The following is a 12,765-nucleotide window of genomic DNA, read 5'->3' on the forward strand; positions in this document are numbered from 1 at the left end:
CTTGAGAATTTTCTCAATAAGCTGACGAAAAAAGTTAATTTCAGGGCTTGCAATTCTCAACTATTTTTTGTACAATCTTTTTAGATATAATCTGCTTGCGCTTTTTTTGAGAAAAAACCTTAATTATTGTCAATGGGTTTTCATTCAAGAAATATTATACTAATACTAATATCTTCAAATCTGATCAAAGTTGTGGATGTAGTGGGTAATTTATGAATTACCCATAACTGATAAATTACTATTGTGCCGAAAATCTCGCTAATAACTCCCCACGAGATGATTGTAGAAGTAAAGGAGTACTTAAGACTTCAAACGAAAAGACTTAATCATGGTTTGTTCTACATCTTTGAGAAAGGGATCATAGAGTTTTTCTTCGGCTCTATAAGTCAGAATATAAACTTTTGAATTACTGATAGTCCAAACTTCCATAGCTTTAAACCTAAAGTTATTAATTTGATCTTCACCTGTATAAACTATTTGATATCCCTCTCGATTATCTATTTTTTTCGATTGCTGTTCAAGAATTTGGACGTTTTTAACGGATTTTTTAATTTGTTCGATAGCAGCCTGATTATACTCTGATAAAGTCTGAGATTTTTGTATATCTTCAATACGGATAAATAGCCCTACTTCGAGATTCAGACTAGAAGTATTAGGGAATATTTTGGCAATAGTTCCCCCGGTTAACGGACTATATTGTTGTTTTTCAGCCTTCCAATCTTGAGGATATTTGATCTCAATTCCAAATTGTTTATCCTCAAATAGTTGACCAGGAATAGTTTTAATATTTACTTGTGAGTCTTGATTTTGATAGCGATAAATAGCTATTAAAACCCCAGTAGTCGTCAAAATAATTGCTGTTATCAATAAAACTTTAATAAATTGAGGTTTGGGAGGAGAGATAATTTCTGTCGTTTGATCATCACCATTATTTTTATCACTAGGATCATCTCCTTTATTTAGAGCTTCCATTACTTCCTGTGCTGACTGGAATCTATGATCAAGATCTTCTTGGAGCATACGCTCTAGTATCTTACCTAAATGTTCACTAATATGGGGATATTTTTGCCAATTCCAAAGATTATTAACATCGCGGGAATCGTCTGGAAATTCACCTGTTAATAATTGCACACAAGAAGCAGCTAAAGCATATAAATCACTGGAATAATCAACCTTTTCCCCTCTGATTTGTTCTAGGGGAGCATAAGCAGGAGTTCCAAAGACCATAGATGTTTCTGTGGTGTCAATATCACCTTTTATCACTTGTTTAACTGCTCCAAAGTCAATTAAATAGAATTTGTTATCTTCTTCTTTGGAGTGCATAATATTACTAGGTTTAATATCCCGGTGAATAACGTTATTTTTATGGATAAATTTTAAAACAGGTAAAATATTATTTAATAAGGCCAAAACCTTGGCTTCTGAGAAACGTCCTTGTTGTTCCAGTTCCTTTTTTAGATCCTCTCCTTCGATATATTGTTGAACCAAATAATTAAACTCCTGTGGGGTACTGAGTTCGGGGTCAGTTACAGTTGAGGAAAAATAATCATATAAGCAGGGAATGTTACCGCTTCTATCTCCTAAATCTTCCAGAACCTTAGCCTCCTTTTCAAAGGCTTTTTTAATCCCTGCAACTATTTCAGGAGAATGATGACTATCAATTCGTAATCGCTTGATCACACAGTAGCGCTGAGTAAGCGTATTTAAATCAATAGCTAAAAAAGTGTCCCCAAAACTCCCTCCTCCTAAACGTCCAAGAAGTTGGTATCTTCCTCTGTTTCCAGTTAAAATCGGGAGTTGTCCTTGGATCTCATTCATTTTCTTTCCCCTGGGTGGCTGCACTCTTGATCTAACACCTCAAGAATATAATAACGGTAATTGTGAACACTTTTCCAGTTTAGTAAAATAACGGCAATTAGCGATCGCTACTACACAAACAAAGTCTATTTACGTGGAATTATGTAAATATAAACCAGCATTAAATGTAATAAAAATACCGATTTGATAATTTGATAATTTTATTTCCTATTCACACTAGGAATCAAAATCCCATGTCGAGGACTAAACAATAAAGCCAAGGTAAATAAACCAGAAACCACTAATACAATAGCTGGACCAGAAGGTAAATTATAAAAGTAGCTAAGATACATTCCGCTAATACTAGAAATTACCCCAATTACCGCCCCTAAAATCATGACTTGATGTAAACGTTTGACTAATAAATAAGCAGTTGCACCAGGAGTAATTAAAAGCGATAATACTAATATTACTCCCACAGCTTTCATACTGGCAACAATTGTCAAAGCAATTAACAACATTAAACCAAAATTTAAACGATTAACTGGTAAACCAGCAGCTTGCGCTCCTAAAGGATCAAATGTGTAAAATAACAGTTCCTTATATAATAAGAAAACTACCATTAAAACAATAGCTGCAATAATAGCTGTATCCCTGACTTCATCAACAGTTACCCCTAAAATATTACCAAAAAGAAAGTGATTCAAATCAATTTTATTATCCTTTTGAATGACTGTAATTAAAGTAACTCCCAGAGCAAAAAAAGCAGAAAAAACTATGCCCATAGCAGCATCTTCCTTAATGGGAGATCGGGTTTTAATTAAGGCTATGGCCATGGTACTTAAAACCCCCGCAATAAACGCCCCAACAAAGATATTAGCACCAATCATGAAGGCTATAGCCAGTCCTGGTAATACTGAATGACTAATAGCATCTCCCAGTAATGCTAGGCGTTGTACCATTAAATAACTACCGACTATAGCACACAATAATCCTACTAGTATGGCGATGATTAAGGAACGTTGCATAAAGCCATATTGCAACGGTTCAATTAGTGTTTGCAACATAGATGAAAATGAACCACGAAGGCGCAAAGAACGCAAAGGAAGAGGGGAAGAGAAGATATTTATTAATTATTATGCTGCTTCAGCAAAGTACATGACTTTTCCACTATAAGCCCGATTTAAGTTATTTTCTGTTAACACCTGTTGGCGTGAACCGGTGGCGATTAATTCACAGTTTAGTAAGATTAAATCATCAAAATGGGTAATAGATTCACCTAAGTCATGATTAACTACTAAGACGATTTTATTGGCTTTTGCTAGTTCTTGAAAGACTTCAAATATGATAGTTTGGGTTTTTTGATCAATACCTACAAATGGTTCATCAAAACAGAAGATTTCGGCTTCTTGAGTTAAAGCCCTGGCTAAAAATACCCGTTGTTGTTGTCCTCCTGAAAGTTCACCAATGGGACGATTTTTTAATGCTTCTATTCCCACTTTTGTTAATGCTTGTGTGGCTATTTGGCGGCTGACTGTAGAGAAACTACGTAACCAGCCTGTTTTTTTAATACGCCCCATCATGACTACATCCCATACGGTGGCGGGGTAATTCCAGTCAATTTGGCTACGTTGGGGTACATAAGCAATTTTCTCTAGTTGCTGGGTTAAGGGCTGATTTTGGTATATAACTTGACCGTTAGTTATGGGAACTAACCCTAAAATAGCTTTCATTAATGTACTTTTACCTGCACCATTGGGTCCAAAAATACCTGTTATCTTTCCTGGTTTAATTGTGCAGTTAATATCTCTTAATGCTTCCTGTGTCCGATAATTTACATTTAGATGGGTGATATTGATCTGTGTAAGTATATTTGCTGAATTTTTGGTAGATAGACTAGATTTTCGGTAATCAGAAATGTTTTGCATAACTTTGATTAAAATAGTTATTTTTTGAGTTTACTATAAAAATGAGAAAAATATGAGAATATCTATAATTATCTATAATTAGAAGTAATCACTGAGATAAATGAAACTAATGCTTAATACAATGTATGACTTTTACTCCCTTTCTAGGACAAAAAAGGGGTTGGGAGTTAGGTTTAATCCCCTTTGTCTGGGAATGTTGGTATCTTTGGCTGTAATGGGTTGTACTCCCAACTCCTTACACAGTGGAAATAATCCGCCGCAGGTTGTAGCGACGAGTACCATTATTGCAGATTTAGCTGAAGAAATTGGCGGAGAAAAATTACAAATTACGGGAATTTTGAAACCTGGTGCAGATCCTCATATGTATGAACCAGTACCCGCAGATAGTCGAGTTTTGGAAAAAGCTAATTTGATTTTGTACAACGGTTACAATTTAGAACCGGGAATTATTAAGTTAATGAATGCGACTGGAGACAAAGCGCAAAAGTTAGCTGTGGGGGAAGTTGTCAAATCCTTAAAATTAGATAAAGGTAAAGGGAAAATTGTTCCAGATCCTCATGTTTGGGGTAGTGCAGAAAATGTTATATTAATGGTGAAAGCAATTAAAAATAGTTTAATCGCTTTGTCACCAGCAGATAAAAATAAGTTAACTGAAAATGCAGATAAGTTAATTGATGAATTACAACAATTACATCTTTGGATTTTAGAACAAATCCAAACTATTCCCCCAGAAAACCGTAAATTAATTACTACTCATGATGCTTTTCAATATTATGGAAATGCTTATAAAATAACAATTGCTGGAACTTTAATCGGGATTAGTACGGAGGAACAACCAAGCGCCCAAACGGTGAGAAAATTAGTAGAATCAGTGAAAAAAATAGGTGTCCCAGCGATATTTGCAGAAACAACAATTAACCCAGCTTTAATTAAAACAGTTGCAGAAGAAGCAGGGGTAAAATTAGCACCAACTTCACTTTATTCTGATTCCATTGGGGTAAAAGGTAGTAATAGTGATACTTATATAAAAATGATGGTTGCAAATACCCGCACTATTGTTGAAGCTTTGGGTGGGAAATATACACCATTTCAATTAAAGAGTAAAAAATAAGGATTAGATCCCCAAATTCTTAGAGAATTTGAGAATCTTGTTGGTCATTCAACTTTCCCCTTTCCCTAACTAACAAACTTGTTGACGAGTTGCTTCTGCGTCTATGGGTTTAATCAGAAAAATCTTGAACATATACCAAAAAATCATCAAGACTAAGGGAATTTTTTGGAAATATTTGATAATTCCCCAATCGTTGATTTTGTTGAGATCAATTATTTTCTGATTATACAATGCACATTGTTCTAAATACCAGAAGAAATAGGGATGATTGGTATTTAAAATAATCGGAAATGCTTTAGCTGCGGTTTTGTTAGTTTCTTCAATTACCTGATTATTGTATTTACGAGGATGAATACCTAATATTTCATAGAAATTACCTCTTTCAAATACTGTCATGGTGTGAGTTGCAAAAACGGTTATTAAGAAAAACCGTACCCATAACCGAGATTTCCAATTATTCCATAATTGAGGTTGAGAACGTAACAAAGCTTTGAAAAAATCACCGTGTCTATTCTCATCTTGACACCAACTTTCAAACTTCCGAAATAGAGGATAAAATTGGTATTCGGGATTTTTTTCCATGTGACGATATACTAAAATATAACGCCAATAACCTATTTTTTCCGATAGATAAACCGTGTAAATAACCCACTCTATAGGGAAAAATGTATAGGTGCGATTTTTAGTCAGATAACTTAAGTCAAGGGAAAGGTTAAAATCAGCCATTGACTTATTTAAAAACCCCGCATGACGGGCTTCGTCTCGTGCTAAATAAGCAAATGCTTCTGATAATAAGGGGTTATTCTCCTTGAGACGACGGGATAATTCTTTAAACAGTAAAAACCCGGAAAATTCGGAAGTACAAGAACGTTCTAAAAAGTCAATAAAAGCCAGTCGTTTTTCACCAACAATGTGATCCCAACCTTGCTTAAATTCATCATCTCGTATAAAGTGATGACGATTATAATCTGCTTTGAGTTCCTCAATTACAGCCCTTAATTCCCTTTCATACCCCGAAATATCCATTTTGGCCACTGTGTCAAAATCAGTGGTATAAAAGCGGGGTGTTAATAGTGTTTCTTGAACGGGTGTTTTTACCCCCGATTTCGGTAACTCAATTGGTGGTTTATCCAACGACCTAACCATAAGTATTCCTTTTGCCATTGTCTGCCTTAAAATTATATAAGCATGAATATTTGTTATTAGTCATCAGTTAAATTATTGAAACTAATTCTTACAAAAATACTGAATTATCTAGGATTTATTTATGGTTTAAATACCTATTTACTAAACAAATGTATTTAGGAAACTATAAATAAATATGAATACTTTTATAGTTATACAAAGAATAATAGTTAAATAATTTCAGGAGCGGTAAAAATAGCCGAAATTACTATTGATAGTAATTTATGCTGGACATTTATGCTGGAGATTTGTGCTGGAGAAATTATGCTGATAACTCTATTCATATAGAATAGCAATTTTCTGTAATTATATCGGCTGTGAACTGATAAACGAGTCGCTAAAATTTGGAAAAGAACACTACAGACATCAACAAGAGGGAAGAAACAATGAGTAATAATTTAGCAATGAAACTGCGTGTGGGAACGCAACAAGCGCATACAAATTCTGAAAATGTCGGTTTCATGAAATGCTTTATCAAAGGAGTTGTAGACAAAAATTGTTTTATTCAATTGTTGAGTAATTTCTATTTTGTTTATAGTGAACTAGAAGCAGCAATTGAGAAACATAAACAACATCCTGTAATTAGTTTAATTTATTTTCCCGAACTAAATCGCCAATCTTCCCTCAAACAAGATATGTTATTTTATCATGGGAATCAATGGCAAGAAACCATTAAACCTTCATCTGCTACTCAAACTTATATTGCGCGTATTCAACAAATTTCTACCCATGAACCCGCACTATTATTAGCTCATTCCTATACTCGTTATTTGGGTGATCTTTCCGGTGGCCAAATGCTCCAAAAAATTGCTCAGTCAGCCTTAAAACTGTCTGGATATACAGGAACTTCCTTTTACAATTTTGAGCAAATTCCCGACAAACAGGCTTTTAAAGAAAAGTATCGTCAAGCATTAGATAAACTCCCCATTGATGATACAAGTGCTGACAAAATTGTCGCAGAAGCTAACTATGCTTTCAAATTAAATATGCAGATATTTCAAGAGTTAGAAAAGATTTTAATAGAGACTATTGGTAAAGACACTTACAATAGTTTAATTTGAGTCTCTGCATAATTGACAAAGATATAATTCATCACTCAATTAATTTTGAACATGATGAATTATATAAAGATGCTCAACAAGATGCAAACATCTTATGTATTCTCTTCCTCTATTTTCTCTGTGTCTGGAGTGGTTCATTAAAAAAATAATGTTCACCACAAACAAATAGGATAAATATATTCTATTTGTTAATAGCTAAATCCTAAATTACAACATTAAATCGAAATTGGGAAAATCAATTGTGATTATTTCCAATCATCACACAAATTCACTGGAGACTATAATGGTTTTTCTATTACCTGGTGTTAAGTTTGATTTTGATCTAATTCAAAAGTATGATACTCGCGCTCCTAGATACACAAGTTATCCCCCAGCAACAGAATTAACTGATACTTTCACAGCGGAAAATTTCCAAACTGCAATTACCGCTTCTAATCAAAGAAAAACTCCCCTATCTTTGTATTTTCATATTCCTTTTTGTCAAAGTGCTTGTTATTTCTGCGGTTGTAATACTGTAATTACTAATAACAAGAATATGGCTATACCGTATCTGGAACATTTAGAACAGGAAATCAAAAATACCTCAGCTTTAATTGATAAAAATAGACAAGTTTTACAAATTCATTGGGGTGGAGGTACACCGAATTATTTAGAACTTGAACAAGTGGAATTTCTCTGGAAAAATATTACTCGTAATTTCCAAATTGCGGAAAATGCAGAAGTTTCTATCGAAATTAATCCCCGTTATGTGAACAGAGAATATATCTTATTTTTGAGAGATATTGGCTTTAATCGCATTAGTTTCGGGATTCAAGATTTTCACCCAGAAGTGCAAAAAGCAGTGAATCGAATTCAACCAGAATCACTACTTTTTAATGTCATGAGTTGGATTAAGGAGGCTAATTTTGATAGTGTCAATGTAGACTTAATTTATGGTTTACCTTATCAAACTTTGGCAACTTTTCGGGAAACATTACACAAGACAATGGCTTTAGATGCTGATAGAATTGTCGTCTTTAATTTTGCTTATGTACCTTGGATTAAACCTGTACAAAAAATGATTCCCCAAGCAGCATTACCGGGAGCAGAAGAAAAGTTAGATATCCTGAAAATGACAATTGAGGAATTAACTAATCATGAGTATCTGTTTATTGGGATGGATCATTTTGCCAAAAATAATAATGAATTAGCGATCGCTCAAAATCATGGTACACTAAAACGTAATTTCCAAGGTTATACTACCCACGCGGAAACTGAATTATTTGGTTTTGGGGCTACATCTATTAGTATGTTGGAAGATGCTTATGCTCAAAATCATAAGGAATTAAAGGACTATTACAAAGCAGTCGCAGCGGGTGTAATTCCTATTAGTAAAGGTATTCAATTAACCCAAGATGACATTATTAGACGGGATGTAATTATGTCAATAATGTCTCATTTTCATCTCAATAAACTAGAGATTGAACAGAAATATCATCTTGATTTTAATAAATATTTCTGCTACGAACTCCAAGAATTACAACCCCTAGAAAATGATGGATTAGTCAATGTATTTACTGATGAGATCCATATTACTGATATTGGGAGATTGCTGGTGAGAAATATTGCGGTTCTCTTCGATACTCATACAAGAAATAGAGAAACTAAATTCTCTCGCGCTATTTAATTTTGCTGAATTTTTGCAGTAAATTTAATCAAAATTGGTATGTAATTATGATTTATCAATAAGTCCTAATTACATACCTTTTGACTGATACAGATTATGTCATTAGATAGAAATAAATAATATTAAGCTTTGATAAATTTGACATGAGTTGAATTTTTTTAGGAAGCAATCAATGAATATTATTACTTGGATGATTTTGGGACTATTAGCCGGTGTAATTGCTAAATCTGTCTATCCTGGTTATCAAGGTGGAGGAATGATATCTACGATGATATTAGGTATTGTTGGTGCTTTTATTGGTGGAACTTTATTCACTCTCATTCGCACAGGAACTTTACAAATTACATCTGCATCTTTAAGTATTCCTGGGGTAATAGTAGCAGTTATTGGGGCAATTATTGCTATTTATTTATGGGGATTATGGCAAAGGGGTAGCAGAGTATAATTTACTAATCGTTAGCTATTGATATAGCATTAATTAAACTCTTTTTCATTAATATAAAATGTTGGGTTGACGCAAGAAAACCCAATATCATATTGTCAAAACTTTTGTTAGCTTTGTTAGCTTGCACTGTATCAGACATTTTTACGGTTTGATTCGAGATTCCTCAGATTGAATCTAATTTAGGACTTACATAAAATTTCACTTACAAGCTTATTCTTGCCTACTGATAATTTATTTATGTAGCAATATATCCATAATAAGCTGTGACGCAGCTAAATTTTACATTCCTAATACAGTCCTAACATAGTTAAATCTTGTTGTGGGGGCATCATGTCCGCTATAATTATACAAATTAAATGCAGTACATTTGAGTACCTACACTGCTTGATATTTTTTAAACATCATTTACCAAACCCAGATAATTTTAAATTCAAACCAAAGGGTCACTAGCTTATATGAATATAACTGTGCCTATATCTTATGGAGTATTTTTGGTAGATTTGATTGATAATACAGCCAAAAAAAGCATTAACTATGAAAAAACTCAACTTAACGAGGTTTAAATCGTTGTAACTCCCATTCTTTAGCGATAACATGAGAATAAGTTTACTACAAGCTTTTCATTTCTCGTTTAGCTGAAATTTTTTTTATGGAAATTCAATTAATCAATATCGGGTTTGGTAATATCGTCTCTGCTAACAGAGTCGTGGCCATAGTTAGTCCAGAATCTGCTCCCATTAAACGGATTATTACCGATGCTAGGGATAGAGGTCAACTGGTTGATGCTACCTATGGAAGACGCACTAGGGCGGTAATTATCACCGATTCTAGTCATGTAATTCTCTCCGCAATTCAGCCTGAAACCGTAGCCAACCGGTTTGTCATTTCCCGTGATCATCATGTTGTAGATAATTAATCACCGGAATAGTTATCAACCCAACTCTATTTGTACCATATCCTCCGTACCATCTCGATTAGACTGGTTTTCTGTCACCAGTGCTACAAATTCTTTAGTCTTGATGCTAATTTGAACAGTGCGGATCAAAGGTGCAGCCGCAAAGGCTTATATTGTAGATATGCAAAAATCTCAAGTCCCAAATTCAAAATAGCAATTAGTTGTTTTACCAGCTAAAACAAGACTAAGGAATCATGTACACTTATTAATTTATTAACTCACTCTTTTCACGGATAATGCCAGTCTTACCTTTCTATTATGCTAAAAATACCCAAGAATGTCCGACCTTGGGCAAACTAATTGTTTTAACAGGTCCTAGCGGAGTCGGTAAAGGCACTTTAATGAATGAAATTCTCCAGCGTCATCCAGAATTATATTATTCAGTCTCCGCCACGACTCGTTCTCCACGTCCAGGAGAAATAAATTGTCAAAAATATTACTTTATTACCCGTCAAGAATTTCAAGAATTAGTGACTAAAGGTGAATTTTTAGAATGGGCAGAATTTGCTGGTAACTTTTATGGTACACCCCGTGCAGCGGTGCTTAACCATATTCAGTCGGGTAAGTTGGTGCTATTAGAAATTGAATTAGAAGGGGCAAGGCAAATCAGAACTGCCTTTCCTAGCGCCCTGAGCATTTTTATTTTACCACCTTCATTTTCAGAATTAGAAAACCGGATTCGTGGACGGGGACAAGATTCTGAGGAAGCAATTTCTCGTCGTCTCAAACGTGCTGAAGCAGAAATAGCCGCTGCTAATGAATTTGATTTACAAATTATCAATGACGATTTTGAGCAAGCTTTAAAGGAAATAGAGAAAGCTATTTTTGAATAAGTATGTGGTAATGGGTAATTGGTAATGGGTAACATTAGTAACTACTACCCATTACCAAAAATCAAATTAACCCAATAAACCTTGGATTAAACCAGAATTACCTGTCAAGAAGAAAGCGACTACTGCACCACCGATACCACCAATTAAGAAAGCACTGGCGAAATTATTCCAGCTTTCCTTGGAGTTGAAAGCATCAACTGGAGGATTAGGTACAGCAATACTAGCAAGGGCTTTATCAGGATTGCTATTTGCATATAAGGATAGGCAAGCTGTTAAAATCACAACTAAGCCAACACTGCCCAATAAACCAGCTAAGTTAGCGTTGGGGGCGTTACGTAAAGGACCTAATTTGTCAAAAGGTCCAAATAGCAAGTAACCATGAGCCATACCAACTTCTAAACCGCGTCTAAAAGGATTCAAACCAGCGCGGTATGCCGGCAAGTTGCTAATAAACCACTTCACCAAAGGAGCGGAATTGATGGGGGTTTCTAGATCGCCTTTTTGCGGATCACGTCCTGCTGCTATTGCCATAAGTATTTTTAGATTCCTTGAATCACTCTTGTTAGTTTGTGATGAATTTACTACTTGTGTTGTTTGCTGGCCTTCAAATGATAAAGGTGGCTTTTTCTATTAGAAATAATTTTTCTGAAAACTGCCATAAGCAAGTTGAGAAAAATTAATTTTGCCACTTTCTAATTTAGAAAAGTATGAAACCCATAAATAATGGATAATATACGAGTTTCATACATTAGCAAAGATTGCTGATTCGAGGGACACTTTTACCTAATTAGGTTTGACACTCAATTAGACAATCTACCAGCAAAAGCTAAGTAAATTAGCTTTTTTGAACCGTATTTTCAACCTATAGGGGGTGAAAAAGTAGGTCAGGGAAGAAGCGATTAAATTCAATTAAAATTCCTGCTGTGATTGTCAACCAGATAGTTGCCGCAACAGGAGCAGTGGAGATGAATGTAATCAAGTAGTTAGTTTCGTTACCTTTTTCAGCCATGAATTTAGTCTCCAGAATAAGTGAGTGAAAACAAGTGAATTAACGTGGCGAAACGGTAATTTCTGAATCCTTAGCTGTTAGCTCGCCGGAGAGCAATTCTTTAATTGCTGCTGCTGGCCAAGCAAAACCAGAGGTGATAATAGGTAGAGCAATACCCAAATCAATTTGGATTTCTTTTTGTTCGGCATTCGCTCCGTTTTTAATCGCTTGTAAATAAGCACGGCCTACCCAACCAATCCAACCAGCAATGTAGAGGAAAAGAATACTGGGGATCAAGAAATCTCCAGCATGATTCAGGCTGCCATCTACAATCAAGTGGGGATAGCCTTCGGGTCCACAGAGAGCCTGAGAATAACGTTCAAACCGCTTTTTACCTGATTCGGGGTCAGCGGTGGTATTGCGGGCATTTAGTGCTAGCTCTTGAAAGGCGGGAGAGTCTTTGCAAGGTACAAGGTTAGCCCCTAGTGCTTGCGCTGGAGGAGCAAAATTGAACCAAAGGGTCATCGCCAAAAGCAAAGCAAACAATCGTGTCATGGAGTTGTTTCCTTTTGTTACAAAACGAGAAGTTCCTTGTACAAAACGAAGCGGCTTGTACAGTCTTTATTTTAGATAACTAGGAAGTTATCATACTCTTGGCTGGGAATAGAGTAAAGTTTAAGTCAACAAAAGTTAAAGCTTCTCAATCAAAATATAGGAAAGAGGCAAGAGAGAATATATATTGGTCAGTTTCCTGTTCCCTGTCACCTGTTCCCTGTCACCTGTCACCTGTCACCTG

Annotated in this window: 13 protein-coding genes; 6 read left to right on the forward strand and 7 right to left on the reverse strand. The window is 35.0% G+C overall.

Features of this window, described 5'->3' with window-relative positions:
- Nucleotides 1-300: 300 nt before the first annotated feature.
- The 3 genes from H6F62_RS03975 to H6F62_RS03985 form a co-directional block, all read right to left on the reverse strand.
- On the reverse strand, nucleotides 301-1,818 hold the full coding sequence (locus H6F62_RS03975; RefSeq protein WP_190371400.1) for a serine/threonine-protein kinase: 1,518 nt from the start codon (nucleotides 1,816-1,818) through the stop codon (nucleotides 301-303).
- Nucleotides 1,819-2,018: 200 nt separating this feature from the next.
- The gene (locus H6F62_RS03980) at nucleotides 2,019-2,864 is read right to left on the reverse strand and encodes a metal ABC transporter permease (protein ID WP_137908011.1); all 846 of its coding nucleotides are present in this window, start codon (nucleotides 2,862-2,864) and stop codon (nucleotides 2,019-2,021) included.
- 69 nt (nucleotides 2,865-2,933) lie between these two features.
- Nucleotides 2,934-3,725 (reverse strand): metal ABC transporter ATP-binding protein, encoded by a 792-nt coding sequence (locus H6F62_RS03985; protein ID WP_137908010.1) that lies wholly within the window; start codon nucleotides 3,723-3,725, stop codon nucleotides 2,934-2,936.
- A 214-nt stretch (nucleotides 3,726-3,939) separates the two neighbouring features.
- On the opposite strand from H6F62_RS03985, the gene H6F62_RS03990 reads away from it, so the two are divergent.
- On the forward strand, nucleotides 3,940-4,836 hold the full coding sequence (locus tag H6F62_RS03990; protein ID WP_242025904.1) for a metal ABC transporter substrate-binding protein: 897 nt from the start codon (nucleotides 3,940-3,942) through the stop codon (nucleotides 4,834-4,836).
- A 69-nt stretch (nucleotides 4,837-4,905) separates the two neighbouring features.
- Here H6F62_RS03990 and acsF read toward each other — a convergent pair whose 3' ends face one another.
- A complete protein-coding gene (gene acsF, locus H6F62_RS03995) occupies nucleotides 4,906-5,982 on the reverse strand; it encodes a magnesium-protoporphyrin IX monomethyl ester (oxidative) cyclase (RefSeq protein ID WP_190371401.1) in 1,077 nt (358 codons plus the stop codon).
- Between the two features lie 425 nt (nucleotides 5,983-6,407).
- Here acsF and H6F62_RS04000 point away from each other — a divergent pair, with 425 nt between their 5' ends.
- The 5 genes from H6F62_RS04000 to gmk all read left to right on the forward strand — a co-directional run bounded on the left by H6F62_RS04000 (nucleotide 6,408) and on the right by gmk (nucleotide 10,981).
- The gene (locus H6F62_RS04000; protein ID WP_137908007.1) at nucleotides 6,408-7,082 is read left to right on the forward strand and encodes a heme oxygenase (biliverdin-producing); all 675 of its coding nucleotides are present in this window, start codon (nucleotides 6,408-6,410) and stop codon (nucleotides 7,080-7,082) included.
- 283 nt (nucleotides 7,083-7,365) lie between these two features.
- The gene (gene hemN, locus H6F62_RS04005) at nucleotides 7,366-8,748 is read left to right on the forward strand and encodes an oxygen-independent coproporphyrinogen III oxidase (protein WP_137908006.1); all 1,383 of its coding nucleotides are present in this window, start codon (nucleotides 7,366-7,368) and stop codon (nucleotides 8,746-8,748) included.
- A gap of 172 nt (nucleotides 8,749-8,920) precedes the next feature.
- On the forward strand, nucleotides 8,921-9,193 hold the full coding sequence (locus tag H6F62_RS04010; protein WP_028083755.1) for a GlsB/YeaQ/YmgE family stress response membrane protein: 273 nt from the start codon (nucleotides 8,921-8,923) through the stop codon (nucleotides 9,191-9,193).
- A 649-nt stretch (nucleotides 9,194-9,842) separates the two neighbouring features.
- The gene (locus H6F62_RS04015) at nucleotides 9,843-10,109 is read left to right on the forward strand and encodes a DUF370 domain-containing protein (RefSeq protein ID WP_015080662.1); all 267 of its coding nucleotides are present in this window, start codon (nucleotides 9,843-9,845) and stop codon (nucleotides 10,107-10,109) included.
- 275 nt (nucleotides 10,110-10,384) lie between these two features.
- On the forward strand, nucleotides 10,385-10,981 hold the full coding sequence (gene gmk / locus H6F62_RS04020) for a guanylate kinase (RefSeq protein WP_137908005.1): 597 nt from the start codon (nucleotides 10,385-10,387) through the stop codon (nucleotides 10,979-10,981).
- Nucleotides 10,982-11,047: 66 nt separating this feature from the next.
- Here the strand turns inward: gmk and H6F62_RS04025 are convergent, their stop codons facing one another.
- The 3 genes from H6F62_RS04025 to H6F62_RS04035 form a co-directional block, all read right to left on the reverse strand.
- Entirely contained in the window at nucleotides 11,048-11,512 is a 465-nt protein-coding gene (locus H6F62_RS04025) for a photosystem I reaction center subunit XI (protein ID WP_028083754.1), read from the reverse strand.
- Between the two features lie 331 nt (nucleotides 11,513-11,843).
- Entirely contained in the window at nucleotides 11,844-11,990 is a 147-nt protein-coding gene (gene psaJ, locus H6F62_RS04030; protein WP_015079100.1) for a photosystem I reaction center subunit IX, read from the reverse strand.
- A 39-nt stretch (nucleotides 11,991-12,029) separates the two neighbouring features.
- On the reverse strand, nucleotides 12,030-12,524 hold the full coding sequence (locus H6F62_RS04035) for a Photosystem I reaction center subunit III (protein WP_137908003.1): 495 nt from the start codon (nucleotides 12,522-12,524) through the stop codon (nucleotides 12,030-12,032).
- Nucleotides 12,525-12,765: the final 241 nt, after the last annotated feature.

Origin of the sequence: Anabaena sp. FACHB-1391, assembly GCF_014696755.1 — a bacterium.
GTDB lineage: Bacteria > Cyanobacteriota > Cyanobacteriia > Cyanobacteriales > Nostocaceae > Dolichospermum > Dolichospermum planctonicum.

Coding starts and splice junctions, on each gene's coding strand:
- H6F62_RS03975 (WP_190371400.1), bottom strand. CDS start 1,818: ATGAATGAGATCCAAGGACAACTCCCGATTTTAACTGGAAACAGAGGA.
- H6F62_RS03980 (WP_137908011.1), bottom strand. CDS start 2,864: ATGTTGCAAACACTAATTGAACCGTTGCAATATGGCTTTATGCAACGT.
- H6F62_RS03985 (WP_137908010.1), bottom strand. CDS start 3,725: ATGCAAAACATTTCTGATTACCGAAAATCTAGTCTATCTACCAAAAAT.
- H6F62_RS03990 (WP_242025904.1), top strand. CDS start 3,940: ATGGGTTGTACTCCCAACTCCTTACACAGTGGAAATAATCCGCCGCAG.
- acsF (WP_190371401.1), bottom strand. CDS start 5,982: ATGGTTAGGTCGTTGGATAAACCACCAATTGAGTTACCGAAATCGGGG.
- H6F62_RS04000 (WP_137908007.1), top strand. CDS start 6,408: ATGAGTAATAATTTAGCAATGAAACTGCGTGTGGGAACGCAACAAGCG.
- hemN (WP_137908006.1), top strand. CDS start 7,366: ATGGTTTTTCTATTACCTGGTGTTAAGTTTGATTTTGATCTAATTCAA.
- H6F62_RS04010 (WP_028083755.1), top strand. CDS start 8,921: ATGAATATTATTACTTGGATGATTTTGGGACTATTAGCCGGTGTAATT.
- H6F62_RS04015 (WP_015080662.1), top strand. CDS start 9,843: ATGGAAATTCAATTAATCAATATCGGGTTTGGTAATATCGTCTCTGCT.
- gmk (WP_137908005.1), top strand. CDS start 10,385: ATGCCAGTCTTACCTTTCTATTATGCTAAAAATACCCAAGAATGTCCG.
- H6F62_RS04025 (WP_028083754.1), bottom strand. CDS start 11,512: ATGGCAATAGCAGCAGGACGTGATCCGCAAAAAGGCGATCTAGAAACC.
- psaJ (WP_015079100.1), bottom strand. CDS start 11,990: ATGGCTGAAAAAGGTAACGAAACTAACTACTTGATTACATTCATCTCC.
- H6F62_RS04035 (WP_137908003.1), bottom strand. CDS start 12,524: ATGACACGATTGTTTGCTTTGCTTTTGGCGATGACCCTTTGGTTCAAT.